This window comes from Actinorectispora metalli (assembly GCF_056323685.1).
The window spans coordinates 654058-677691 of sequence record NZ_JBREYE010000002.1 but is presented as its reverse complement, the minus strand read 5'-3'; the positions used below and the strand labels follow the sequence as shown (position 1 = coordinate 677691).

The 23634-nt window shown below is 67.9% G+C and carries 27 protein-coding genes; 17 read left to right on the top strand and 10 right to left on the bottom strand.

Annotated elements, in window-relative coordinates; genetic code table 11:
• The first annotated feature begins 27 nt into the window (after positions 1-27).
• Positions 28-750 (top strand): DUF2786 domain-containing protein, encoded by a 723-nt coding sequence (locus ACU6XJ_RS23260; protein ID WP_476315597.1) that lies wholly within the window; start codon positions 28-30, stop codon positions 748-750.
• 2 nt (positions 751-752) lie between these two features.
• Positions 753-1172, top strand: a complete 420-nt coding sequence (locus tag ACU6XJ_RS23255; RefSeq protein WP_476315594.1) for a DUF6228 family protein — start codon at positions 753-755, stop codon at positions 1170-1172.
• 40 nt (positions 1173-1212) lie between these two features.
• On the opposite strand, the gene ACU6XJ_RS23250 is transcribed toward ACU6XJ_RS23255, so the two are convergent.
• Positions 1213-3192 (bottom strand): ABC transporter ATP-binding protein, encoded by a 1980-nt coding sequence (locus ACU6XJ_RS23250; RefSeq protein WP_476315591.1) that lies wholly within the window; start codon positions 3190-3192, stop codon positions 1213-1215.
• Positions 3193-3281: 89 nt separating this feature from the next.
• On the opposite strand from ACU6XJ_RS23250, the gene ACU6XJ_RS23245 reads away from it, so the two are divergent.
• From ACU6XJ_RS23245 to ACU6XJ_RS23230, 4 genes are all read left to right on the top strand, one after another.
• Positions 3282-3776, top strand: a complete 495-nt coding sequence (locus ACU6XJ_RS23245; RefSeq protein ID WP_476315588.1) for a SigE family RNA polymerase sigma factor — start codon at positions 3282-3284, stop codon at positions 3774-3776.
• A gap of 18 nt (positions 3777-3794) precedes the next feature.
• Entirely contained in the window at positions 3795-4652 is an 858-nt protein-coding gene (locus tag ACU6XJ_RS23240) for a hypothetical protein (RefSeq protein WP_476315585.1), read from the top strand.
• Positions 4653-4674: 22 nt separating this feature from the next.
• Positions 4675-4887, top strand: a complete 213-nt coding sequence (locus ACU6XJ_RS23235) for an RNA-binding S4 domain-containing protein (protein WP_476315582.1) — start codon at positions 4675-4677, stop codon at positions 4885-4887.
• Positions 4888-5006: 119 nt separating this feature from the next.
• Entirely contained in the window at positions 5007-5249 is a 243-nt protein-coding gene (locus ACU6XJ_RS23230) for a hypothetical protein (protein WP_476315579.1), read from the top strand.
• A gap of 4 nt (positions 5250-5253) precedes the next feature.
• On the opposite strand, the gene ACU6XJ_RS23225 is transcribed toward ACU6XJ_RS23230, so the two are convergent.
• Genes ACU6XJ_RS23225 through ACU6XJ_RS23215 form a run of 3 tightly spaced genes read right to left on the bottom strand, consistent with a single transcriptional unit; the run spans position 5254 to position 6843 of the window.
• Positions 5254-5562, bottom strand: a complete 309-nt coding sequence (locus ACU6XJ_RS23225) for an ArsR/SmtB family transcription factor (RefSeq protein ID WP_476315576.1) — start codon at positions 5560-5562, stop codon at positions 5254-5256.
• A gap of 16 nt (positions 5563-5578) precedes the next feature.
• A complete protein-coding gene (locus tag ACU6XJ_RS23220; RefSeq protein ID WP_476315573.1) occupies positions 5579-6289 on the bottom strand; it encodes a zf-HC2 domain-containing protein in 711 nt (236 codons plus the stop codon).
• Positions 6286-6843 carry a sigma-70 family RNA polymerase sigma factor gene (locus tag ACU6XJ_RS23215; RefSeq protein WP_476315570.1) on the bottom strand — a complete coding sequence of 186 codons (558 nt, stop codon included), beginning with the start codon at positions 6841-6843 and terminating at the stop codon, positions 6286-6288. Before ACU6XJ_RS23215 ends, ACU6XJ_RS23220 begins: the two co-directional genes overlap by 4 nt.
• A gap of 186 nt (positions 6844-7029) precedes the next feature.
• Between ACU6XJ_RS23215 and ACU6XJ_RS23210 the strand changes: the two genes are divergently transcribed.
• The 6 genes from ACU6XJ_RS23210 (at position 7030) to ACU6XJ_RS23185 (ending at position 12493) form a co-directional block, all read left to right on the top strand.
• Entirely contained in the window at positions 7030-7536 is a 507-nt protein-coding gene (locus tag ACU6XJ_RS23210; protein WP_476315567.1) for a hypothetical protein, read from the top strand.
• A gap of 32 nt (positions 7537-7568) precedes the next feature.
• Entirely contained in the window at positions 7569-8369 is an 801-nt protein-coding gene (locus ACU6XJ_RS23205; RefSeq protein WP_476315564.1) for a DUF4142 domain-containing protein, read from the top strand.
• A 136-nt stretch (positions 8370-8505) separates the two neighbouring features.
• Entirely contained in the window at positions 8506-9624 is a 1119-nt protein-coding gene (locus tag ACU6XJ_RS23200) for a DUF1996 domain-containing protein (RefSeq protein WP_476315561.1), read from the top strand.
• Between the two features lie 31 nt (positions 9625-9655).
• Positions 9656-10414, top strand: coding sequence for a DUF4142 domain-containing protein (locus tag ACU6XJ_RS23195; RefSeq protein ID WP_476315558.1), 759 nt, complete (start codon positions 9656-9658; stop codon positions 10412-10414).
• A gap of 321 nt (positions 10415-10735) precedes the next feature.
• Positions 10736-11704, top strand: a complete 969-nt coding sequence (locus tag ACU6XJ_RS23190; RefSeq protein ID WP_476315556.1) for a DUF1996 domain-containing protein — start codon at positions 10736-10738, stop codon at positions 11702-11704.
• Positions 11705-11785: 81 nt separating this feature from the next.
• Positions 11786-12493 (top strand): hypothetical protein, encoded by a 708-nt coding sequence (locus ACU6XJ_RS23185; protein ID WP_476315553.1) that lies wholly within the window; start codon positions 11786-11788, stop codon positions 12491-12493.
• A 91-nt stretch (positions 12494-12584) separates the two neighbouring features.
• Here ACU6XJ_RS23185 and ACU6XJ_RS23180 read toward each other — a convergent pair whose 3' ends face one another.
• Both ACU6XJ_RS23180 and ACU6XJ_RS23175 read right to left on the bottom strand, forming a co-directional pair.
• A complete protein-coding gene (locus ACU6XJ_RS23180; RefSeq protein WP_476315550.1) occupies positions 12585-13355 on the bottom strand; it encodes a S1 family peptidase in 771 nt (256 codons plus the stop codon).
• 240 nt (positions 13356-13595) lie between these two features.
• Positions 13596-14849: an alpha/beta hydrolase family protein gene (locus ACU6XJ_RS23175; RefSeq protein WP_476315547.1), complete on the bottom strand. Its 1254-nt coding sequence runs from the start codon at positions 14847-14849 to the stop codon at positions 13596-13598.
• A 462-nt stretch (positions 14850-15311) separates the two neighbouring features.
• On the opposite strand from ACU6XJ_RS23175, the gene ACU6XJ_RS23170 reads away from it, so the two are divergent.
• Positions 15312-15887 carry an RICIN domain-containing protein gene (locus tag ACU6XJ_RS23170; RefSeq protein WP_476315544.1) on the top strand — a complete coding sequence of 192 codons (576 nt, stop codon included), beginning with the start codon at positions 15312-15314 and terminating at the stop codon, positions 15885-15887.
• A 237-nt stretch (positions 15888-16124) separates the two neighbouring features.
• On the opposite strand, the gene ACU6XJ_RS23165 is transcribed toward ACU6XJ_RS23170, so the two are convergent.
• The 4 genes from ACU6XJ_RS23165 to ACU6XJ_RS23150 form a co-directional block, all read right to left on the bottom strand.
• Entirely contained in the window at positions 16125-17081 is a 957-nt protein-coding gene (locus ACU6XJ_RS23165; RefSeq protein ID WP_476315541.1) for a helix-turn-helix domain-containing protein, read from the bottom strand.
• 109 nt (positions 17082-17190) lie between these two features.
• Complete coding sequence (locus ACU6XJ_RS23160) at positions 17191-18033, bottom strand: crotonase/enoyl-CoA hydratase family protein (protein WP_476315538.1); 843 nt, start codon at positions 18031-18033, stop codon at positions 17191-17193.
• Entirely contained in the window at positions 18030-19655 is a 1626-nt protein-coding gene (locus tag ACU6XJ_RS23155) for an acyl-CoA dehydrogenase family protein (RefSeq protein WP_476315535.1), read from the bottom strand. Before ACU6XJ_RS23155 ends, ACU6XJ_RS23160 begins: the two co-directional genes overlap by 4 nt.
• Complete coding sequence (locus tag ACU6XJ_RS23150) at positions 19639-20250, bottom strand: TetR/AcrR family transcriptional regulator (RefSeq protein WP_476315532.1); 612 nt, start codon at positions 20248-20250, stop codon at positions 19639-19641. Before ACU6XJ_RS23150 ends, ACU6XJ_RS23155 begins: the two co-directional genes overlap by 17 nt.
• 91 nt (positions 20251-20341) lie before the next feature.
• Between ACU6XJ_RS23150 and ACU6XJ_RS23145 the strand changes: the two genes are divergently transcribed.
• Genes ACU6XJ_RS23145 through ACU6XJ_RS23130 form a run of 4 tightly spaced genes read left to right on the top strand, consistent with a single transcriptional unit; the run spans position 20342 to position 23632 of the window.
• Positions 20342-21187, top strand: a complete 846-nt coding sequence (locus tag ACU6XJ_RS23145) for an SRPBCC domain-containing protein (RefSeq protein ID WP_476315529.1) — start codon at positions 20342-20344, stop codon at positions 21185-21187.
• Between the two features lie 42 nt (positions 21188-21229).
• Entirely contained in the window at positions 21230-21916 is a 687-nt protein-coding gene (locus tag ACU6XJ_RS23140; RefSeq protein ID WP_476315526.1) for an ABC transporter permease, read from the top strand.
• Complete coding sequence (locus ACU6XJ_RS23135; protein WP_476315524.1) at positions 21909-22877, top strand: ABC transporter ATP-binding protein; 969 nt, start codon at positions 21909-21911, stop codon at positions 22875-22877. The genes ACU6XJ_RS23140 and ACU6XJ_RS23135 overlap by 8 nt, the downstream gene beginning before the upstream one ends.
• Positions 22874-23632: an ABC transporter permease gene (locus ACU6XJ_RS23130; RefSeq protein ID WP_476315521.1), complete on the top strand. Its 759-nt coding sequence runs from the start codon at positions 22874-22876 to the stop codon at positions 23630-23632. Before ACU6XJ_RS23135 ends, ACU6XJ_RS23130 begins: the two co-directional genes overlap by 4 nt.
• Positions 23633-23634 lie beyond the last annotated feature (2 nt).

Here is a 23634-nt window from a genome sequence, read left to right as displayed (position 1 = left end):
GTGGCCCCGGCGGAAGGAAGCGCCCTGATGTCCGGCAACGACGCACTGCTCTCCCGCGTCCGCAAGCTGCTGGCGAAGGCGGAGGACCCCGCGGTCACGCCCGCGGAGGCCGAGGCGTACAACGCCAAGGCGGCGCAGCTCATCGCCGCCTACGGCATCGAATCGGCATTGCTCGCCGCCGCGGGTGCGGACACCGACGAGATCACCCGCCGGACCCTGCTCATCGAGCAGCCCTACAGCCGGGACAAGGCCGAACTGTTGGCCTGCGTGGCCGCGCCGCTGCGGTGCAAGGTCGTGCAGACCGGCAGCAGCCGGTCGGTGCACCGCGCTTTCGTCTTCGGCTACCGCTCCGATATCGAGCGGGTGGAGTTGCTCTTCACCAGCCTGCTGCTTCAGGCCACCACGCAGTTGACCACGGTTCGCCCGCCTCGGCAGGAGTCGGTCGCCGCCTACCGCCGCTCCTGGCTGGCGGGCTTCCGGATGGCTGTGCACTCGCGGCTGTCGCGGGCCGAGCAGCAGGCCGTCACCGATCACCGCCCGACCGAGGCACCCACCCGGTCCGTCGCGCTGGTGCTGCGCGACCGCTCGACCCAGGTGGAGGATGCGTTCACCGCGGAGTTCGGTCACCTGAAGTCGACCAGGACCCGCTGGCTCAGCGGCTCCGGCTACCACCACGGCAGCGCCGCGGGGCAACGCGCCGACCTCGGCGCCACTCGCCTCGGGCATTCCCGACCGGCGTTGGTGGACTAGGCATGCATCGCGTGGTCATCGGCACCGAAAGCCAAGGGTTGGTCTTCCACAACCTGGTGCGAGGACCGCACAACGAGGTCCGGCGCTTCGATGTGGACGTCGTCGACACCGGGCTGCATGCGGGCGTGTCGGTGCCGCCGCACTACGCGTTCGGCTTCGACGACCTGGTCGCGTTCTTCGCCGAGTTGGCGGCGAATTGGCGAGGCTGGGCGGGAGAACAGGTCTGGGAGTCGCTCGAACACGAGTTCCGCATCGCCGGGCGCCATCTCGGCAGCCGGGTCAACCTCACGGTGGATGTTGCTCAACCGGTGTTCGACGGTTGGCGACTTCGGACCGCCGTCGCCCTGGACGCGGGCGAACAGCTCAGCCGGGTCGCCGCCGACATCGCCGCGTTCTTCGCAGGCGACCCCGCCCCACGGTGATCACCCTGTCACCGCGAGACCGGCCTCCACGATGCGGTGGTCAACTCGTACAGGGCGTCACGGGGTCCTGGTAGGCCGAGGCCTGGATGCCGAACAGTTCGGCGTAGTGGCCGTCGAGTGCCATCAGCTCCTCGTGGGTGCCCTGTTCGGCGATGCGGCCCTCGTGCAGCACCACGATCCGGTCGGCGTTGCGGATGTTGGCCAGGCGGTGGGTGACCAGCACCGTTGTTCTGGTCGCACCGCCCTGGTCGGTTCTGGCGGCGGCGCGCAGGCCGCGGAAGACGGTGGCCTCGGCGCGGGCGTCCAGGGCCGCGGTGGGCTCGTCGGCGACCAGGACCGCCGCGTCGCGGTAGATGCCGCGGGCCACGCCCATCCGCTGCCACTGCCCGCCGGAGAGGTCCTGGCCGTCTTGGAACTGCTTGGACAGGATCGTGTCCTTGCCACGCGGCAGGGTTTCGATCACCTCGTCGGCACCTGACGCGGTGATGGCCTCCGACCAGCGCGCGTCGCCACCCTGCTCCAACCGTCCTATTCGGACGTTGAGGTCGGCGGTCATGGGCCAGCGGGCGGGTTCCTGGGCGACCACGGCGACCTGTTCGTGAATGGTGTGCTCGACGGCGCCCGCCAGGTCGACTCCGTCCCAGTAGACGGTGCCGGAGGTCGGTGCGTACAGGCCGGTGATCAGTCTGCCCAGGGTGGTCTTGCCCGAGCCGTTCTCGCCCACCAGCGCGACCACCTCGCCGCGCGAGATGGTCAGGCAGACGTCGTCCAGTGCGGGCTGCTCGCGGCCCGGGTAGGTGAAGGACACGTGGTCCAGCCGGATGATGGCGGGATCAGCGGGTGCCCGCACGCTCGAGGCCGGCTTGTGCCAACGCTGTGCCTCGGCGAGAAGCTGCTGGTAGAAGGTGATGTAGAAGGAGTCCTCGTAGAGGCGGTTCGCCGAGTACATGGTGTTCGACAGGGCGGAGCCCGCGGTGCGCATGGCGACCACCGCGGCACCCGCGAGGGCCAGCGGCATCGTGCCCGCGAACAGCAGCAAACCGAGGACGACGTAGGCGCAGGCGGTGCCGAGGCCCGCCAGCGCTCGGCCGACGAGTCGGACGAAGGTCTGGGTGCGGCCCAACTGGATCGCTTCGTCGGTGAGGTCGGTGGCGATGCGGCGGTGCTCGGCGAGCAGCGGACCCTGGAGGGTGCAGGCGCGAACCTCGGCGGCGACATCGCGGGCGGTGATGAGGCTCTGGGCGACCCAGGCGCGCTGGGATCGCGTGACCAGGCGGAGGAACTGCCGGTAGCCGAGCTTCGCCGAGCGCATGGCCGCCCACGCGTCGGCGGTGGCGGCGAGCAGCAACGCCGGGACCAGCAGCGGGTTGAGCAGTCCGATGGTGGCCAGCGCGGCGATCATGGAGACCACCGAGGACGTGATGTCGGCGATGGTGCGGACGGCGTTGTCGATGGACTGCACGCCCATCCGGCCACCTTGGCGTACCAGTTCGCGAAAGTCGGCGTCGTCGAAGGCCGCCAAGCGGACCCCGATGACCACGGAGTTGACCCGGTCCTGGGCGTTCTGCACCACCCTGGGCCGCAACGCCCCGCTGACCAGCGCGGCACAGCTGTCCAACAGGGCCCGGCCCGCATAGGAGGCACCGACCAGCGCGATCGACGGCAGCGCCGCGGTCAGGCGCTCCGGCGTCGGTCCCGCCTCGAGTAGCTCGGTGAGGACGTTCGCGGTGGCGAGCAGGCCGAACGCGGTGACGCAGCCGGAGAGCAGGTGGATGGCGCCCGCGGTCGCGGTGAGTCGGGGCGAGGTGCGCCAGGCGAGGCGCAGCACGATGCCGATCGCCGCGGGCAGGGCACGCATGGTCTTCCACCAGCCCGCGGTGGCGACCTCGCTGTCCACGGCCGCCCACTTCGGCGGCGTGAGCTCCTCGACTCCGATCAGCGGGGATGCGGGGGTGGTCGACAACGTCAGGTCCTCCTGCGGTGAGAAAGCACTGTCCGAGCCAAGGGTGTCGAAACCCACCGACAAATCTCGACCGCCACATGGGCATGCAACCGAAGACGGCCCCGGCGGCGTGACTAAGGGTGGGACGGGATCGACGGGGAGGGCCCATGGATGACCGGGATGCCGCGTTCACGGAGTACTTCGAGAAGAGATCCGGAGCATTGCGCGGCACCGCGTATCTGCTGTGCGGGGACTGGCACCGGGCGGAGGACTTGGTGCAGACCACGTTCACCAAGCTCTACCTGGCGTGGCCTCGGCTGAAGCATCACGGCGCGCTGGACGCCTACGCGCGGACGACGTTGGTGCGCACCTTCATCGGCGAGAGCAGGCGTGGCTGGCTGCGCTTCGAACGGGTGGCGGAGAAACCGGTGGAGCCGCCCGCGGTCGGCCCACCCGAGACCGCCCAGCAGCTGGTGCTGTTGGCGGCGCTGACGCGGATCCCGCCGAGACAGCGGGCGGTGCTGGTGCTCCGGTATTGGGAGGACCGCTCGGTCACCGACACCGCGACCCTGCTCGGCTGTACGCCGGGAACGGTCAAGAGCCAGGCGTCACGAGGCCTGGACACCCTGAGAAGCCTGCTGGCCACGGCCACCCCCGCGTAGAGGAACGGACCCACGATGATGGATGAGAACCAGCTGAGGAACGCGTTCCGCACGGCGGTGCTGTTGGGCAGCCCGCCTCCGATGGACACCGACACCGCGTTGCGCAGAGCCAAGAAGGCCCACCGCCGCCGCACCATGATCAAGGCGATCACCGCCTCCGGGCTGACCGTGGTGGCGATCCTGGCCACCTCCCTGACGCTGGCGGCGGTGTACGGCCCGGTCCAGGATCGGATCAGCGGCGCGGGCGTGTCGCTGACCACGACGGTGCAGCCGACAGGGTCCGGCTCCGAAACCGCGCCGCCCAGCGACACCGAGACCGTGTGGCCCACCGGTCCGGACGGCAAACCGCAGCAGGACCGCACGGCGACCGCGGGTCCGCGTTACGACGCGGGCACGAAGCTGCTGGCGGAGTTGGTCGCGGCCCTGCCCGCCGGGGTGCGGCCTGCTGCCGAGAACCTGTGGACGCATCAGGCGCAGTTCGAGGAGCGGGTCGGCGGCAAGGAGATCTGGGAGTACATGGCGGGCATCCCCGTCACCAAGGGCACCGCATCGCAGATCGGGCGCGTGCTCGCCGAGGTGCACACAGTGGGCAACCAGGGCTCGTCCGACCCGTGCGTGCTGGCCCGGTCATTCTGGGGCCGAGGCGGGCAGTGCCGGGTCGAGACGGTCGGCGGGCAGCCGGTGGGCCTGGTCACCGGAGGGAGCGGCGACTCATTCGAACAGTGGGCGGCCTACCGGCACGAGGACGGCACCGCGGTCTTCGTGGCCCAGTCCCGGCGATCCCAGCAGGAATCGTCCTCCCCGCTGCCCACGTTGCCACTGACGGTGCAGCAACTCCTGCAGTTGACCGTCAGTCCTCAGTTCCGGCTCGCCTAGCGGGACCAGGCATGATGGGGGCATGCGTGAAGTGGAGATCGTGGACTCGTCTATCCGGCTCGGTCAGCTGCTGAAGCTCGCGGGCTTGGCCGACGACGGCGGGCATGCCAAGGATCTCCTGGAGTCGGACTCGGTGAAGGTGAACGGCCGCGTCGAGACTCGCCGCGGCGCGCAACTGCACGATGGTGACGTGGTCGCCGTCGGGTCGGAAACCGTTCGGCTCCTCGCACACTGAGACCTCGGCAGCGACACCCGGGACACAAAAGCAGCACAGTGGCACACCGGCATGAGCACCCCGCCGTTCGCGAGCGTATGTACGACGCAGGGTGAGACCTAGCCGAGGTGGTGCGCGGTATGGCTGACAGCTCGCACGAGTGGCGCTACTGCACAGACGATTCCCTCAGCCACGCCTATCCCGTGCTGTACCTGGTCGATCTTGGCTCCAGCTGGATCGCGGCGGCGTGCGGGGCCCATGCCCCGACGGCCTCGCTGTTCAGCGAGCAGTACCTCGAGGTCGACCGGCGCTGCATCATCTGCGTGGTCGCCCTTCAGCCGCAGCGGACCGAGGTGCTCGCCCCACTCGACCGCTGGCGATGAGCACCTAGGGGCAAGGCCTGCGTCGATCGCCGCCCGCCTCCGCCTGTTCCGCCAGGGCGGCCAGATCGGCGGCGAGCATCCGCAGGACGGCCGGGTCGAGGCGGTAGTAGGTGAACCTGCCCTGTGGCTCGGCGTGCACGACGCCTGCCTCACGCAGCCGCTTCAGGTGGTTGGAGATGTTGGTCTGGCCCGCCTGGATCTCCTCGACCAGGTGGCAGGTGCACATCGACTCCGCCGCCAGCAGTTCCACGATGCGGTGCCGCACCGGGTCGGCCAGCAGCCGCAACACATCACCCTGGCGTGAGATCACCATCGGATGGTACGACCGGTCAGGCCTGCAGGTCGATCAAGTCCGGTCCGTTGGTGGTTCGGAACTCGAAGCGCTGGATGTCCTTCCGCGACATCCCGATACCGCCCTGGACCTTCAGCGGGTCCGGGGAGCCCGGCACGCCGTAGCCCTTGTCCGGTACCCGCCAGGTGGTGGCCACCTGCTCGTGACCGTTGTGGCCCACCGCGACCAACTGGCACTCCAGGGGGCCGCGCACGCCGCGCAGCTCGAGACCGATCTGGGTGCCCCAGCCCTTCTGCGCCAGGAGCAGCTTCGCGGTGACGTTGTTCGCCGGGTTGGTCGCCTCCAGCACCTCATCGCCCTGCATCGTGGTCAGCGTCGGGGGGCTGGATGACGCCTGCGGCGGGGCGGGGGTGCCGGTGGCGAACCACACCGCGGCCATCGGGGTCGCGACGATCAGCAGGGACGCCGCCGCACCCGCCATCCACATCATGGTGCGACGTTTGCGGCGTGCCCTGGCGACCTCGTCCAGAACGTTGCCGACGATGCGGTCCTCACCCAGCCGGGTGCCGGGCTGCGGCTCCACCTCGCGGACGTTGTCCAGCAGATCGGGCAGCCGCGCCAGCGTCTGGAGCTCAAGCTGGCACTTCGGACAGTCCATGAGGTGCGACTCGAAGGCCTCGTGGTCGTCCTCGTCAAGGATGCCGAGCAGGTAGGCACCCACGTCGAGGTGGGTGGGGGACGATGTCATATCGCCACCTCCCGCTCCTGCAGCGCCCGGCGTAGTGCGCGTAGTGCGTAAAACACCCTCGACTTCACGGTACCGGGAGCGACACCGAGCAGTTCAGCGGCCTCGTTCACGGTGCGATCGCGCAGGTAGGTCTGGCGGATCGCCTCCCGATGCTCGGGGGTGAGGCTGTGCAGCGCGTCCGAGAGGACCATCGCCGACAACATGCGGTCGGCCTCGTCGGGCACCACCACCGCGTCCAACGGTATGGGACCGACCTCGGTGGGGCGAGCCGCGCGACTCCGACGGGCGTCGATGACGATGCGGCGGGCCACCGTCAGCAGCCACGCCTGGAGCAGGCCCGGCTGGCGGTCCAGTTTCTCGGCGTTGCGCCAGGCACGGATCAGCGTCTCCTGGACAACGTCCTCGGCCCACTGCCGGTCGTTGCCGGTGAGCCGCATGGCATGGGCGAACAGCAGACCGCCGAACTCGCGGTAGAGCGTCCTGACGAGTTCCTCGTCGGGTGTCTCCGCGGCGGCGTCCGCTCGCGTCTCTCTGATGATCCGGTGGTGGCCCACGGCGAGATTGTTTACTCATCGGGCCCCTCTAGTCGAGTGCCGATCGCAAATTGGGTAGCGACGAACTTTTCCCTCCGTCGTTGAACCCTCTGGCGAGATCTCTCGTATTCCAGATCAAGCGCGTCCCCCGGCCAAGGGCAGGGGCCAACGCGCCATACGTCGTTGCCAAGAAAGGGAAAAGTGATGGTGAAACGCCCCACAAGCGGTTTCCTCGCCATGGCGCTTTTCGCCTTGGTCGCATTTCTCGCGACCGCGTGCGGTTCCGCAGAGGGCGGCATCGACACCTCCGACGCTCCTGCCGACGCCCAGGTGGACTCCGGTATCGCCGTGACGCTGAGCGTCTCCTCCTCCACTCCGTTCGACTCCGCCGTCGTCGACAGCGACGGCCTCACGCTCTACCGATACGACAAGGACAGCGCCAATCCCCCGCAGTCCAACTGCGTGGACAAGTGCGCGGAACGTTGGCCCCCGTTGCTGGTGAAGGGCGAGATCACCACCGAGGGCATCGACTCCCAGCTGATCGGCAAGGTGAAGCGGCCCGACGGCACCGAGCAGGTCACCCTCGGCGGGTGGCCGCTCTACAGCTACGCCGGGGATCAGCGCGCGGGCGACTTCCTGGGACAGGGCGCCTCCGGCGCCTGGTTCTCGGTGGCGCCGGACGGCTCGAAGGCAGTCAACACCTCGGGCCGCTGAATCTTGCACCTGACCATGAAAGGCAGCCGACAATGACCGGTTCCCGTGTGAGAACGGCGGCGACGCTGCTGTTGCTCGCCGCCCTGTTACCGGTGAGCACGCCAGCCGCCATCGCCGCCACTCCCGGCGAGGAGCAGGGCTGGACCCAGACCAAGTGGGGTCCGCTGGGCCCCGCCGAGCGGGATCTCATCAAGAAGGTCCGGCTCGCCGGGCTCTGGGAGGGCCCCATCGCTTTCCAGGGCACGGAGCGAGGCACCTCCGAGCGTGTCCGGCAGGTCGGCAAGGAACTGCACTCCGACCACGCCGGGCTGGACGAGGCCACGTTCAAGATCGCCAAGCAGCTTGATGTCGAGCTTCCCACCGAGCCCTCCAAGGAACAGGCGGGCTGGATGGCGGAAATCTCGTCGAAGCAGGGCGAGGAGTACGACAAGGTCTGGGCACAGCGGCTGCGGGCCGCCCACGGCACCATCTTCCAGCTGATCTCCCAGGTCCGCACCGGCAGCCGCAACGACCTGGTGCGTAGCTACGCCCGCACGGCCAACGAGTTCGTCGACAAGCACATGAGGCTGTTGGAGTCCACCAACCTGGTCGACTACAACGCCCTGCCCGCCCCCCAGATCCCCGGCGCCGCGCCCGCGGCACCGGCGGCACCGCCCGCCGCGAATCCCGCCGCGGGCCAACCGGCCCCGAAGGTCGACCAAAAGGCGGTAACGCAGGAATCGGTCGCGGTCGCCGACGGGCTGGGAATCAGGATCTTCTTCGCACTGCTGGTGATCGCCGCGTTGGCCTTTGCCGCGATCACCGTGCTGCGGCGAATGCAACGCGCCAAATAGGACGGATCGACACAGGCGTTCACGGGGAAACGAGTCGAATAGGTATTCCCAGCGAGATGAGATGCCGATGAAAACGTATCGAAGGGGCGCTTCCAACCGGCGCACCCAAGTGACGGCGATATTCGCGGGATTGGTGGTGTTGAGCGGCGTGGCGGGCGCGGGGACCGCCTCGGCCGCGCCGACGCCATCGCCCACGCCAGGGTTCGGCAGGCCGTCGCCCACCGCGGGCTCGAGCCTGCGTCCGCAGCCGACCAGGCAGACGACGCGGCCGACCGCATCACAGCCGACTCGCAGCGGGAGCCAGCACGGCGCCGCGCTGCCCGGCGTGAACCTCGGCCCGTTCGGTGCCGATTTCATCGGCATCAACCAGGTCGACGTGCTCAAGCTGCTGCCGCCGGGGCCCAACGCCTCGACCGGCTCGGCCATCATCGACTGCGGCACCAACCAGGGCGGCCACCACAACGGCGACAACTTCATCGCCGCCCCCGGGAAGGTCAACGGCGCCGAGCACCTGCACGACTACGTCGGCAACGATTCCACCGACGCCTTCTCCGATGACGACAGCCTCGCCGCGGCGGGCACCACCTGCAACCACGGGGACAAGTCGGCCTACTTCTGGCCGGTCATCCGCGTGCTCGACGGGCAGGTGCAGTCCGGCAGCAGGCCGCGGTCCAACGACGACGAGGGCGGCATCGACAACAGCAACCCGCCGAGCTTGGACCACAACGTCGGGTCGTTGGTGAAGCCGAGCGTCGCCAAGATCGAGTTCCGCGGCAGCCCGGTGCAGAAGGTCAACGCCATGCCGCCGTTCCTCAAGATCCTCTACGGCGACGCCAAGGTCAACGAGAACGGCTTCGCCAACGCGCGGGCCGCGTGGACCTGCTCCGGCTTCGAGAACCGCATCTCCAACAAGTACGCGGTCTGCCCGAACAACTCCAAGGTCACCAGGATCCACGACTTCCCGAGTTGCTGGGACGGCCGCAACACCGACAGCGCCAACCACCGCACGCACATCGTCTACCCGCAGCGCAACGGCTTCTGCCCCAGCGGGTTCAAGGCCGTGCCGCAGCTGCGGATCACCCTGGTCTACGACCTGCCCGCGCAGGTCGTCGCCAACCGGACGTTCGCGGTGGACGGCTTCCCCTCCGCCAAGCACAGCCCGTTCTCCGATCACGACGACTTCGCCAACGTGATGCCCCGCGCACTCATGCAGCAGGTCGTCGACTGCATCAACAGCGGTCAGAAGTGCCGCTAGGAGAACACCCGACCCAAGGAAAGGGCCGACCATGATCGGTTCACGCGTGCGAGCGGCAGCGGCGTTGCTGCTGCTCGCCGTCGCGGTTCCGGTGGCCGCCCCCGTGGCCGCCACCGCTCAGCAGGAACAGACGCGGGAGACGCAGTGGGGCCCGCTCACCCCGGCCGATGCCGACCTGGTCAAGAAGGTCCGGCTGGCCGGACTGTGGGAGGGCCCGACCGCGCTGGAGGGCGCGCAGCGCGGCACCGCCAAGCGCATCCGCGAGGTGGGTGCCGAACTGCACTCCGACCACGCCGCGCTGGACGACGCCACCTTCAAGATCGCCTCGCAGCTGGGCATCGAACTGCCGACCGAACCCACCGGCGACCAGGCCGCGTGGATGGCCGAGATCACCTCTCACCAGGGTGAGGCCTACGACAAGGCCTGGACCAACCGGCTCCGCGCCGCGCACGGCCAGATCTTCGGCCTGATCGCGCAGGTGCGGGCCAACACCCGCAACGAGCTCATGCGCAGCTACGGGCAGACCGCGAACAAGTTCGTGGACAAGCACATGCTGCTTCTGGAGAGCACCAACGAAGTGGACTACGGCGCGCTTCCCGTGCCGCAGATCCCCAGCGCCGCCCCCGCCGCCAAACCGGCTGACCAGCAGCAGCCGGATGTGGCGCCGAAAGCGGTGTCCGAGGAGACCGATTCCAGCCTTGGGATGCGGATCTTCTTCGGCGTGCTGGTGATCGCGGCGCTCGGCTTCGCCGTCGTCATGCTGCTCCGCCGCGTGCGACGCAGCAGCTGAAACCACAGGACCCTTCGGCAATTTCCGCACACACATCGAGGTGAGCACGCATACCAAAACTCATCCACTCCCATGTAGTACAAAAACCTAGAGAGTAATATGCGCATCACACTGAACAGCCGATTAGCGGCGTTGCTGGTTGGCGTGGTGGTGGTCTCTACCGGTTCCGGCCATGCCGTTGCCGCACCACAACCGTCTCCATCACCAGGGAGCACGGTCACTTCGTCACCGTCACCGACCGCGGAGCCAACGTCCGTTCCGTCGACCACGGCGGAACAGCCCCAGCATTCCGAGCACACCGCTGCCGCGGGGTTCCCGGGATTGAAACTGGGGCCGTTCCTGAACGATTTCATCGGAATCGAGAACATCAAGCCGCTGCGTTTGCTGCAGCCGAACCGCAACGCGTCCCGTGGGGTCGCGACGATCCAGTGCGGGCGCAATGAGAATGGCCACCACAACGGCGATAACTTCATCGCCGCTCCTGGCAAGCTCAACGGCGCCGAGCACCTGCACGACTATGTCGGAAACCTGTCCACGGATGCCTTCTCCACCAACGGCAGCCTGGTCAGGGCAGGTACCACCTGCAACCACGGGGACAAGTCGGCCTACTTCTGGCCGGTCATCCGCGTGCTGGACAACAAGTCCAACCGCAGCCAGGGCCTCGACGCCCAGCGCCGCGGTGGCGGTGGGGGCAATAACAAGGGTGGGGGCAACAACGGTGGGGGCGTGGACAACAGCAATCCGCCAAGCCTCGACCACAATGTCGGAACGCTGATCAAGCCGAGCCAGGTGAAGATCGAGTTCCGGGGCAGCCCCGTGGAGAAGGTGCGGCCGATGCCCGCGTTCCTGAAGATCCTCTACGGCGATGCCAAGGTCAACGAGAACGGTCCGGCCAATGCCCGTGCGGCGTGGTCGTGCACCGGTTTCGAGAACCGCATCTCCAACAAGTACGCGGTCTGCCCGAACAACTCCAAGGTCACCAGGATCCACGACTTCCCGAGTTGCTGGGACGGCCGCAACACCGACAGCGCGAATCACCGAACCCATATCGTGTACCCGCAGCGAAACGGCTTCTGCCCGCGTGGTTTCCAGGCGGTGCCGCAGCTGCGGATCTCACTGGTCTATGACCTGCCCGCTCAGGTCGTGCGGAACAAGACGTTCGCGGTGGACGGTTTCCCCTCCGCCAAGCACAGTCCGTTCTCCGACCATGACGACTTCGCCAACGTCATGCCGAAGGCCCTGATGGACCAGGTGGTGAATTGCATTAACAGGGGCCAGCGCTGCCGATAGAGAAGCAGGTGACCAGAGCGGTGAACGGTCCCGCCGAGCGATGCGTATCTATTACCAAAGCCAACGTTTAGGAGGACACCAGTGATCCGACTCAGCTGGCTCGGGATCGCTCTGGTCATCGGCACAGTCGCGGCTTTCGCACTGGTCTGGGCCGGCTCAAGCATCATCGGAGCTGCCAACCCGAATCCCGTCGCTCAGTCCGACAGCCTCTCCTCGTCCGAGGAGGCCGCGGTCCCCCGGCTGGCGCCGGAGGGCGAAGGTGCCGCTGAGAGCCCAGCGGCGGATGCCCCCGCGGCCGACGCGCCCGCAGGCAATGCGGAGCAGACCGGCCAGGGCAAGCTGATCGTCAAGGACCTGCCGCAGATGGGCCAGGTTGTCACCGATGAAAAGGGTTGGGTGCTGTACCGGTTCGACAAGGACACCCCGAACCCGCCCAAGTCCAACTGCGCCGACAAGTGCGCGCAGATCTGGCCGCCCGTCCTGGCCGAGGGAGGCACCCCGCAGCTTGAGGGTGTCGACCCCAACCTGGTCGGCACGGTGGCCCGTGAAGACGGAACACAGCAGGTCACCATTGGCGGCTGGCCGATGTACCGGTTCGCCAACGACCCGAAGCCGGGGGCGTGGAAAGGTCAGGCCGTGGGTGGCACCTGGTGGGTCGCCTCCCCCGACGGCACCAAGAACCTGACCTGCGTGCCTTCAGTCGCACCGCCCGCTCCCACGGTTCCGACCGGCGCTCCCCCCGCCGGTGAAGCACCCCAGGGCGGTGACAGCGGTAGTTACGACTACTGACCCCTCCGCACCGCCCGAATGAGAAGCGGTGGACCGGTCGCACCACGGACGCGACCGGTCCACCGCTTCTCTTGTGTTCGGTGCCGCTGCGTCAGACGCCTGCGGTCTGCTGGATCCAGTTGCGGATGGTGGAGCTGACCACGGTGTTGTAGCCGCCGAAGCCGGAGCCGTCGGTCGGCTTGTTGCCGATGGCGCACACGCCGATGAGCTCACCCGCCGTGTTGATCATCGGGCCGCCGGAGTCGCCGCCCGAGGTGTCGCCGTTGTTCCTGATGCAGGCGATGTCACCGAAGTTGTCGGCGCAGTCCAGCTCGGTGACGGTGCCGTTGGAGGTCTTGAGGTTCTCCGGCAGGTTCGTCCAGTTGGAGTTCTCATAACCCCACCCGTACACGCGCTCACTGTCGCCGACCTGGAGGCTGCCCTGGGCGGCGACCTTGAGGTAGGTGGCGTTCACGCTGGTCGCCAGCCTCAGCAGGGCGACGTCGTTGTTGCCGGGGGCGTTGATGACCTGGGCGACGTTGGCGGTCTGACCACCCGAGGAGCGGGTCAGCGAGCCGATGCGCACGTTCAGCGAGGGAGAGCCGACGCAGTGCTTGGCGGTGATCACGTACTGCGGCGCGATGATCGAGGCGGTGCAGCTGAACCGCGACCCAGTGTGCAGTGCGGCGATGTAGGGCACCGGCTCGGTGACCCGCTGTCCGCCGACGATGTAGGGGGTCGGTCCGTTGGCGGGCCGGTCGCCCTCGGCTATCGGACGCGTGATGGTGTCGCCGGGGTTCGCGGTGGCGGCGCCGACGAGGGACCCGAGGCCGAACACTGCGCAGACGGCGACCGCCGCCATACGAGACAGGGACTTCTTCACAGCACATCACTCCTAGTGAGGAGAACTCGCGCACGCTCGATCAGGGTGTTGAGCACACACGATGCAGGGATGCGCCGACGATAAAATGGTTTGCGACTCCCACACCAGGGATGGCGGCAATAAACAGCCCGCGATTTTAATTGTTTAATTACTGTTTCATGTCATGTTCGATAAATGAATTGTGCGCGGGAAATCCCGATGCGGTGGGCTGAATCGCCCGGCCCACCGCATCGTTGGCTGTCACCAGATGAACTGGACGTCCGGATGCTTCGGCGACGGCCCGGTGAACATCCCGGTGGGACGTCCGCGCAGGAACTGGTCGAAGAACGCCCCCACGTAGGCGCTCTGAGCGGCCAGCGACCGCTGCGGATCGATCGTGCCGATCACCGGCTCCACCTTCTCCGGCGGCAGGTTCAGCTTCTTCGCCAACTGCGGGACGATCGCCTGTAGGTCGCTGTAGCCCAGGTGCGCGGCCCCGCGCAGCAGCAGGTCCCGCTTCCAGGATCGCTGCTTGCCCCAGAAATCGCCCCATGACCGGTCGAACGTGGTGCGGTGAGTGTGATCCACCAGCTTGCCGTCCTGCGGGATCTGGCTGCCCATCAGCAGGAACGGCCGGTCCAGCCCGTGCTGGGTGACCTCACCCGGCTCGTACTTCCCGCCGCCGAACTCGGAGGACCAGGACATCGCCCCGTCCAGGTTGATGCCCGCCCGGAGCCTGCGGTCGTGGTGCATGGTCTCCCCCGCGGTGAACCCGCCGTAGGAGTGTCCGAACATGCCGACCGCGCCCAGATCCAGCGAACCGCGCAGTCCGTCGGGCAGCGGGCGCTGCTCCGCGTCGGGGTTCTCGCCGCGGTTGAGCCTGCCGAGTGTGTCGAGCACGAAACGGCTGTCACCGACACGGGCGTCGATGAACTTCTTCATATCGGCGGGTGTGGGCTGGGCGACGGCGGGCGCCTCCACCCGGCCACCCGGGAACTGCACGGCGGTCTCGAAGGTGTGGTCGATGGTGACGACCGCATAGCCGCGGGAGGCCAGTTCCTCGACCAGCACCGTGCCGTTGGCCCGCGGCCCACCGAAGCCCGGCGAGTACAGCACGACCGGACGGCCACCCGGCCTGCGATCCACCGCGGAGCCGACCTGACCGTGAGTGCGCGCGCCGGCCCAGTCGACGGAGTCCGCGGGCAGGCCCATCTCCTCGCCGAACCCGTCCAGCAGAGGTGCGATCCCTGGCTGCACCCAGGGGGCGACGGAGCCACCGGTGTCCTTGGTCGGGTACCAGACGCTGACCATCAGCTCACGCGGCCGGTCCGGCTTCCACGGATCTGGCCGAGACTTGTCGACCAGATGCAGTTCGGTGGTGCCGACCCGGCTGTGCCCGCTCGGTGCGGGCAGTTCGAACCCCACCCGGCTCGGCGCCGAACTCGCGACCGGCGCCGCAACCAGCGCAACTCCCAACGCCAACGCACCCGCGAGCAGCTTCCTTCTTCGCAACAAGACGATCCTCCCCCTGGTTCGGTGATCCATCCTGTCGCAGGACGTCGTTCCCGCACATCGTCCTCCGGACCGAGCGTGGGTCACCCTGGAGAATGAAATCGCACTGGCTCCCGCCTTCCGTCATCCGCATCCAGTGGCAATAGGGATTTATACAAAAAATCCATGAGCTGTACCGCGACACCCGGACAATGGATCACCGAAACGAGAAGTAATTCCTAAACGTCACCAAGCGCGAAACGGGATACCAGATCAGGAGTCAGCCGCACTCATCTCGGCCAATGCTCGTCGAGAAATCGGCGACTGTCAGTAGTAGGCCTGCCCGGGGGTCGCGCAATCAGTTCGTTTGAGTCGACTCGCATTGACTCCGGGATTGCGCATGCCAACGCTATGACCCCGGGCGCTCATAACGGAAGCATTAAGGCTCCACCTGAGCGCTAAATATTATCCTCCAGGGAGATTGTGATGACGCTTCTCCGCAAGATCAGCCTGCTCATGTTCAGCGCGTGCCTGGTGATCGCGATGCACCCAGGCGCAAGCGCGAAGGAGAAGGGCGGTCCGAGCCGGGTAATGGACGGGATCGTCCCCAACGAGTCGTACCGACTTTACGTCTCGGAAACCAACCTGTTCATGCTGGCGAAGAGCTGGAATCGAGACGACCCGGGTGATATCGACATCTGGCCACCGCCCAATCGCAATCCGGGGCACCCGCCATTCGAACAATGGAAGTTCATCGCCGTTCAAGGCCACAAGGACACCTACCTGCTGAAGAACAACGGCAGCGGGTACTGCCTGATCCACGACACCCGACAGAGAGACGACGCCTATGTCGTGCAGAAGAGGTGCATGACCGGGAATCAAAGCATGTGGTGGGTCGTCAAAAAGCTGGACGCCGAAGACCAGACCATGCGGCTGAACTACCACTCGATACCGGATCAGTACCTGGCGCCGGTCACGAGTCCGGCGGCGCCTGCGACTCTGATCGGTCTCCGGCAAACGGGAATCGGGGGCACGACCTGGCGATTTGAACTGGTGCTATGAGGCCGTGGGAGTTCGGGCGATGTTCATCAAGCCATTCCTCCGCCTGTCCGCCGCGATCCTCGCCTCGGCCGTGCTGACCTCCTGGTCAGGCACGCAAGCAGTCGCGGACGCGAAGACCACGATCAAATCGGTGCACAGCAGCCTCTGCCTTCGCGTGGACGACGCCAACGAAGAAGAGGACGTACTCACCCAAGGATCCTGCGCCTCCAGACTCAGGTCCTCCGCACCGTCGTGGCGTCAGCGGCGCCGTCGGGCGTCGGAGGGGGTGTAGCCGAAGCGGCGGCGGAACGACCGGGCGAAATGGGCTTGGTTGATGAAGCCCCAGCGGTAGGCGACCTCCGCGATCGTGAGGCCGTAGGACGAAGGTCCGGTCAGCTGGGCGTGGGCGCCGGAGAGACGACGCTCCAGGATGTAGCGGGCGGGGGTGGTGCCCTCGGTGAGGAACACCCGGCTCAGATGGCGTGGCGACACGCCCACCAGTGAGGCCACCGCGGCGACGTTGAGAGACGGCTCGGCGAGCCTGCGGTCGATACAGGCCTTCGCCATGGCCAGGGCCGACAGCCGGGTGGCGGAGCCTTCACCGTCCAGTCGGCCACCGACGAGCACCCGGAGCAGGTCCAGCGCGGTGTCCTGGGCGCGGTCGACGTCCACGGTGGACTGCGTGGTGTCCAGCAGCAGGTTGCGCAGAGCCGCCACGGAAATGGCCTCCTGGGTGGTGGCCGTCGAGAAGCTCAACGCGCCGGGGAGCACCGAGGCGGCGCAGCGCTCGGTGAACAGCGAGCGCGGGATGTCCACCAGCAGCTTGCGCATGGGGGTCGGGCAGCCGAAGAGGTAGGGCCGCGTCGTATCGCACAGCAGGATGTCGCCCGCCCGGACCTTGGAGGCGCCGTTGTGGTCGAAGTAGAGCGCCTCGCCCTCCAGCATGACGCTGAGGAACATCGAGTCCTTGGGCAGTACCTTGCACGCGTGCGGGGTGCGCTGCACGACGTGCTCGTTGCCGCGGATATCGGTCACCTGAAGCTCGCTGACACCCAGCCGGGTGGCGCTGACCAGCAGACCGTCGTCGGAGAAGGAGGAGCAGACCAGGCCGACGATGTCGACGGCGTTGTAGGACTCCCAGAACTCGATCCGCTGCGCGGGCGGGATCGGTTCGGTCGACACCTTCGACAGCACGACGGGTCTACCTGCGCTCATGCAGCCTCCTTGCCCAGAGCCGGACAACGAGGTTAGCCAGAACTGTCAGAAAAGTGCAGGTTCAGACCCCAATAATGATCAAACGTATATTTCACGCATATCTTGAACTTCAAGAGACCCGGGAGCCGTAGTCCCCGAACGGGTCGTCACGCTCGCGGACGGCTTGGCGGATGCCCACCTGGGCAGAACGGGCCACGAAGTCGCGGCCCTCCTGGGTGTGCCGGGCGACGCCGTCGAAGAAGGTGCCCAGGGTGCGACTGCTGGCGAAGCCCATGTTCTCCGCGGGCTGGTTGCACAGCATCTTCAGCATCTCAAGCTGGTTGCCCGGCACCCGTGCCATCCGGCGGGCCAACGCCGTGGCGTGCTCCAACAGCCGCTCCGCGGGCACGGTCTCCAGGATCAGCCCCAGGTCGGCGGCCTTGCGGGCCGGGATCTCATCCCCGGTCAGCAGGTAACGCTTGGCCTTCTCGAACCCCATCCGGTACACCCACATGGCGGTGGTCGGCGTGCCCCAGACCCGGGACGGCGGGTAGCCGAACACGGCATCATCGGCAGCCACGATCAGGTCGGCGCACAGCACCATGTCGGTGCCGCCCGCGATGCACCAGCCCTGCACCGCCGCGATGGTGGGTTTACGGGCGTACCACAGCTTGAGATAGACGTCCACGAACCGGGACATCTCGCGGTGGTCCATCACCGAGTCCCAGGTGACCTCCAGCTTCTGCTCGGCGGCCTGCAACCGCGTCGACCAGTCCAGGCCGTAGCCCGCGCAGAACGCCTTGCCCTCGGCGCGGAGCAGGATCACCCGCACCTCGGGGTCGTCATCGGCCTCGTCGATGGCCTTCGCCAACGCGTCCCGAAGCTCGAAGGTGATGGTGTTGTACTCCTCGGGCCGGCACAGCACGATCTCCCGCACGCCCTCGGCGGTCTGGGTGCGAATCGGGTCGGTCACGGGGTGGCCCTTTCCAGGATCGCGCGGGTGTCGACGCCGGTGGGCAGGGTGCCGAAGGCCGCGCCCCAGTCGCCGCTGAGCCGCGACGCGCAGAACGCGTCGGCGACGGCGGTGTGGCCGTGGCGGACCAGCAGCGAACCCTGCAGGCATAGGGCCATCCGCTCCACCAGCCTGCGCGCCCGGTACTGGATGTCGTTCAGGTCGCCGAACTCCTTGCCCAGCAGCGCGATGGCGTTGTCCAGCCTGCGGTCGGCGCCCGCCGCGAGGTTCACCTCGGAGAAGAAGGCCTCCACGCTGTCGGGCTGCTTGGCCATGGCGCGCAGCGTGTCCAGGGCGGCGACGTTGCCGGAGCCCTCCCAGATCGACATCAGCGGGGCCTCCCGGTACAGCCGCGGCAGGCCCGACTCCTCCACATAGCCGTTGCCGCCAAGGCATTCCAACGCCTCGGCCGCGTGCACCGGGCCGCGTTTGCACAGCCAGTACTTGGTGACGGCCAAGCCGAGCCTGCGGAAGATGGCTTCCTCCGCGTCACCGCGCGCCGCCCGGTCGACCGCACCGGCCAGGCGCAGGGACACCGTCACCGCCGCCTCGGCCTCCACGGCGAGGTCGGCCAGCACGTTGGCCATCGCGGGCTGGTCGATGAGGCGCTCGCCGAACGCCTTGCGGTGGGCGGCGTGGTGCACGGCCTGCGCGACACCCTGCCGCATGCCCGCGGCCGAGCCGACCGCGCAGTCCAGGCGGGTCATGTTGACCATCTCGATGATGGTGCGCACTCCCCTGCCCTCCTCGCCGACGAGCCAGCCCAGTGCGTCGTCGTACTCGACCTCGGCGGAGGCGTTGGAGCGGTTGCCGAGCTTGTCCTTCAGGCGCTGGAGGAAGAAGCGGTTGCGAGTGCCGTCGGGCAGCATGCGGGGCAGCAGGAAACAGGACAGTCCGCTGTCGGTCTGGGCGAGGGTGAGGAAGAAGTCCGACATTGGCGCGGAGGTGAACCACTTGTGGCCGGTGATCCGGTAGCTGCCGTCGGGTGTGGCCGCGGCGCGGGTGGTGTTGGCCCGTACGTCCGAGCCGCCCTGCTTCTCGGTCATCGACATGCCCGCGATGAGGCCGCTCTTGTCGGCCATCGTGCGCAACCCGAAGTCGTAGTTCCGCGCCGCGAGTTGCGTTTCGTACCGCTGCGCCAGTTCGGGGGTGGTGCGCAGAGCGGGCACCACGGCGTAGGTCATGGAGATGGGGCAGATATGTCCCGGGTCGACCTGGCCCCACACGAATGTCTTCGCGGCGCGTGCGACGTGGGCGCCCGGGGTTTCGTCCTGCCACGGCGTGCCGTGCATGCCCTGCTCCACCGCGACCGTCATCAGCTGGTGGTAGGCGGGGATGTACTCGACCTCGTCGATGCGGTTGCCGTAGCGGTCGTGGGTGCGCAGCACGGGTGGGTGCTCGTTGGCCAGCCGTCCCCACTCCTGGGCCTTGGCGCTGCCCGCCAGCCTGCCGAGGTCGTGCAGGTCGGCGGCGGCCCAGCCCGCGCCCTCGCGGCGCAGCGCCTCCAGCAGCGGCGGGTAGGCGGCGACGTCATAGCCGACCAGCGGCGGCACCTGGTTGGTCACCTCATGCGTTGTCGACATGCTCCACTCCCACTGCGCGCAGACTGAACGAGATCAACGACGGAATCAGGTCGGGTTCGGCGTGCCCGGCGGCCAGCGGCCCGACCAGCACCTCGCCCACCGATCCGACCAGGGCGGTCGCGGTGAGCGCGGCGTTCTGCGGCGGGATGTCCCCACGCAGCATGGCTTCGGTGACGACCTCTGCGATGAGGTCGGAGAAGGACCGGCGGAACACCAGCCGCTCGTGGTCGACGGCCGGGTCGACGGGCTCGGCGAGCAACGCGTACGCCAACCGGGGCGCCTTCAACGCGCGGCCCGCGAAGGTCTCGACCACCGCGACCATCCGCCGGATCAGGGTGTCGTGCAGCACCACGGCTCGCGCGACCGCTTCCACCTCGCGCCGCACCACGACCCGGAACACCTCGGCGACGAGTTCGGCCTTGTTGGGGAAGTGCCCGTAGACGGTGCCGGTGGCCACTCCCGCCCGCTTGGCCACCGCGGCGACCGAGCAGCCCGCGTAGCCGGACTCCGCGAGCAACGCGAAGGTCGCGTCCACGAGTCGCTCTCGGGTGGCCGCGAGTTTCGCGTCCACCGCCGCCGTGCGCCGATACGCCATGCAAGAAGTGAACCTCAATTCATTTCTTCCCACAAGACTCGCGCCTTACATGCCGTTGCGTTCATATAGCCACAGCAGTATGTTCTGGATCGTGAGCGAGACACTGGGAACCCACGGCAGCCGCCCGATGGTGCGGATCGAACGACGGCTGCCTCATCCGCAGCAGAAGGTGTGGCGGGCGATCACCGAACCCGAACAACTCAGCAAGTGGTATCCGTTCACCGTCACGCATCTCGACCTGCGCCTGGGCGGCAAGCTGAGCCTGGTCGGCGACGGCATCACCATGACCGCCGACATCGTGGAGCTTGACCCGCCGCGCCTGTTCGCCTTCACCGAGCACGCACCCGAGGAAATGCCGCGGGAGAGCGACGACCTGGTGCGCATCGAACTGATCCCCGAGGGGGACGGCACTCTGCTGATCTTCAGCCACGTCTTCGACGATCACCCCGCCGCCGCCAGCTACACCACCGGGTGGACCGGCTGCCTCGACGCGCTCGAACTCCTGCTCGCCGACCGCCCGATCGAGATCGACAACGATTGGGTGGGACTGCATGAACACTTCGTCGAGCGCTTCGGCTTGGGAAAGCCCTCGGTCGAGCGGACCGGCGCAGGCTGGGAGATTCGGTTGGAGCGGCAGTTCATGCGGCAGCCGGTGGACAAGGTGTGGGAGGCCCTCACCGAGTCCGCGTCCCCGATCGCGGGCGAGAACCCACCTGCGCCCTTCGCCCCCGGCGAGATCCCGGCGGGCCCGATCACCACGGTCAACGCGCCGCACGCGCTCGAGTTCGGCACCGAGGGCGGCCACGTGCGCTGGGAACTCTCCCCCGGTCCCGGTGGCGCCCGGCTGGTCCTGACGCACACCGGAACCTCCGATCGGCTCGCACCCGCCGACACGTGGGAATCGCACGTGTCCCGGCTCGCGGCCCGGCTACGATGACCCGAACGTGACATTTCGGGGCGTCGGCAGGCAATTCGCACTATGACCGGCCGCCGCCCCCGGGTCCGGGGGCGGTGCAGGCTGAACTTCTTCGACTACCTTGCGGCCCATTCGGACCGCATCGGCTTCCTGTTCGTCCAACATCTCGAGGCGGTGCTGCTCGCGGTCGGCCTCGCCACCGTCATCAGCCTCGGCATCGTGATCGCCACCGAGCGGCTGCCCGGCTTGCGGGCAGCGCTGCTGGCGATCTCGGCCACCATGCTCACCGTCCCGTCCTTCGCGTTGTTCGGACTGCTGATCCCTGTGTTCGGCCTCGGCGTCGCGCCGACGATCCTCGCGCTCACGGTGTACGCGGTGTTCCCGATCCTGCGGAACATGGTGACGGGTTTGGACACCGTGGACGCCTCGGTGGTGGATGCCGCCCGGGGCATGGGGATGAGCGCCGCGCAACGCCTGCGGAGGGTCCGGCTGCCGCTGGCCTGGCCGGTGATCCTCAACGGCATCCGGGTGGCGACGATCATGGCGGTGGCCATCGCGGCGATCGGCGCGGCGGTGCGCGGACCCGGCCTCGGGCAGCTCATCTTCCGCGGGCTGGCGCGCATCGGCGGCGCCAACGCGCTCAACGAGGTAGTCAGCGGTGTCGTCGCGATCGTGGCCGTGGCGCTGCTGCTGGACGCGGTGTTCCTGCTCATCGGCAAACTCACCACTCCGCGAGGTCTGCATGTCTGAGCCCGTCATGATCAGCCTGCGCGGCATCACCAAGCGCTATCCCGGCTCGGCGGAGGACGCCGTGCGGCCGCTGAGCATCGACATCGCGCAGGGCGAGTTCCTCGTGCTGGTCGGCCCGTCGGGCTGCGGCAAGACCACCACGCTGCGCATGATCAACCGGCTGGTCGAACCCTCCGGGGGCGAGATCTGGATCGACGGCCGCGACGTCACCCATGTCGACCCCGACCAACTGCGCCGCCATATCGGCTACGTCATCCAGCAGGTCGGGCTCATCCCGCACATGTCGGTGGCCGAGAACATCGGTCTGGTGCCGAAGATGCTCGGCTGGGACAAAACCCGCATCCGCGACCGCGTGGACGAGCTTCTGGAGCTGGTCGGCCTGGACGGTGCGACGTTCCGCGGACGCTATCCGAAGCAACTGTCCGGAGGCCAGCAGCAGCGGGTCGGCGTCGCCAGAGCGTTGGCGGCCGATCCGCCGGTGATGCTGATGGACGAGCCGTTCGGCGCCATCGACCCGATCACCCGGGGCAGGTTGCAGGACGAGTTCCTCAAGCTCCAGCAGCGCATCCGCAAGACCATCGTGTTCGTCACCCACGACATCGACGAGGCCCTGCGTCTCGGCGACCGCATCGCGATCTTCGACAAGGGGTCGCGGCTCGCGCAGCTTGCCACGCCGCTGGAGATCCTCACCGAACCCGCCGACGAGTTCGTGCGGTCCTTCATCGGCGAGGGCGCCGCGCTCCGCAGGCTCTCGCTGCTACGGGTGGGCGACCTGCCCGTGGACCCCACAGCGCAGGGTGCGGACGGAATCGAGATCGAGCCCGACGAGACGGTCTCGGCCGCGCTGGACAAGCTGCTGGCCGCGGGCCGCGACGTCGCGAACGTGCGTGGTCGCGGCAGCCTGACCCTCCAGGAAATGCTGTTGGCCACGGCGCGGAGCGAGACGGCGGACCGGCCGTGACCCGTGCGTTGGGCGGCAGCCCGGTGCAGATGGAGGCCGCGCCGAAGGCGACTTGGTGGCTGCCGGTGGTCGCCGGACTGCTCGTGGTGGGCACCCTCGTCTACCTCCAGGTCGCCGACCTCGACGCATTGGAAGCCCGCGCGCTGGCCACCGACGAGTTGCTCGCCCGCCTGTCGGAACACATCCGGCTGGTGATCGTGTCGACCGTGGTGGTCATCGTCATCGGCGTGCCACTGGGGGTGCTGCTGAGCCGCCCGGCGGCCCGGCTGCTGCGGACCCCGGTGCTCGCGGTCGCCAACGCGGGCCAGGCCATCCCGTCCATCGGCATCCTGGTGCTGCTTGCCCTGATCTATGGCGTCGGGTTCACCATGGCGGTGGTCTCGCTGGTGGTCTACGCGCTGCTGCCGATCCTGCGCAACACCCTGGTGGGCATCGCGCAGGTCGACCGGGCCGTGATCGATGCCGCAAAGGGAATGGGGATGAGCGCGCGGCGCATCCTGTTCACCGTCGAACTGCCGCTGGCCGTGCCGGTCATGCTCGCGGGCATCCGGGTGGCGCTCATCCTCAACGTCGGGGTGGCCACACTGGCCACTTACACCAACGCGGGCGGCCTCGGCAATCTGATCGAACGCGGCATCGTGCTCTACCGCATGCCGATCCTGCTCACCGGCTGCCTGCTGACCATCGCCCTCGCCCTGGTGGTGGACTGGCTGGCCGCCCTCGCCGAACGCAGGCTCCTCCCGAAAGGCTTGTGACC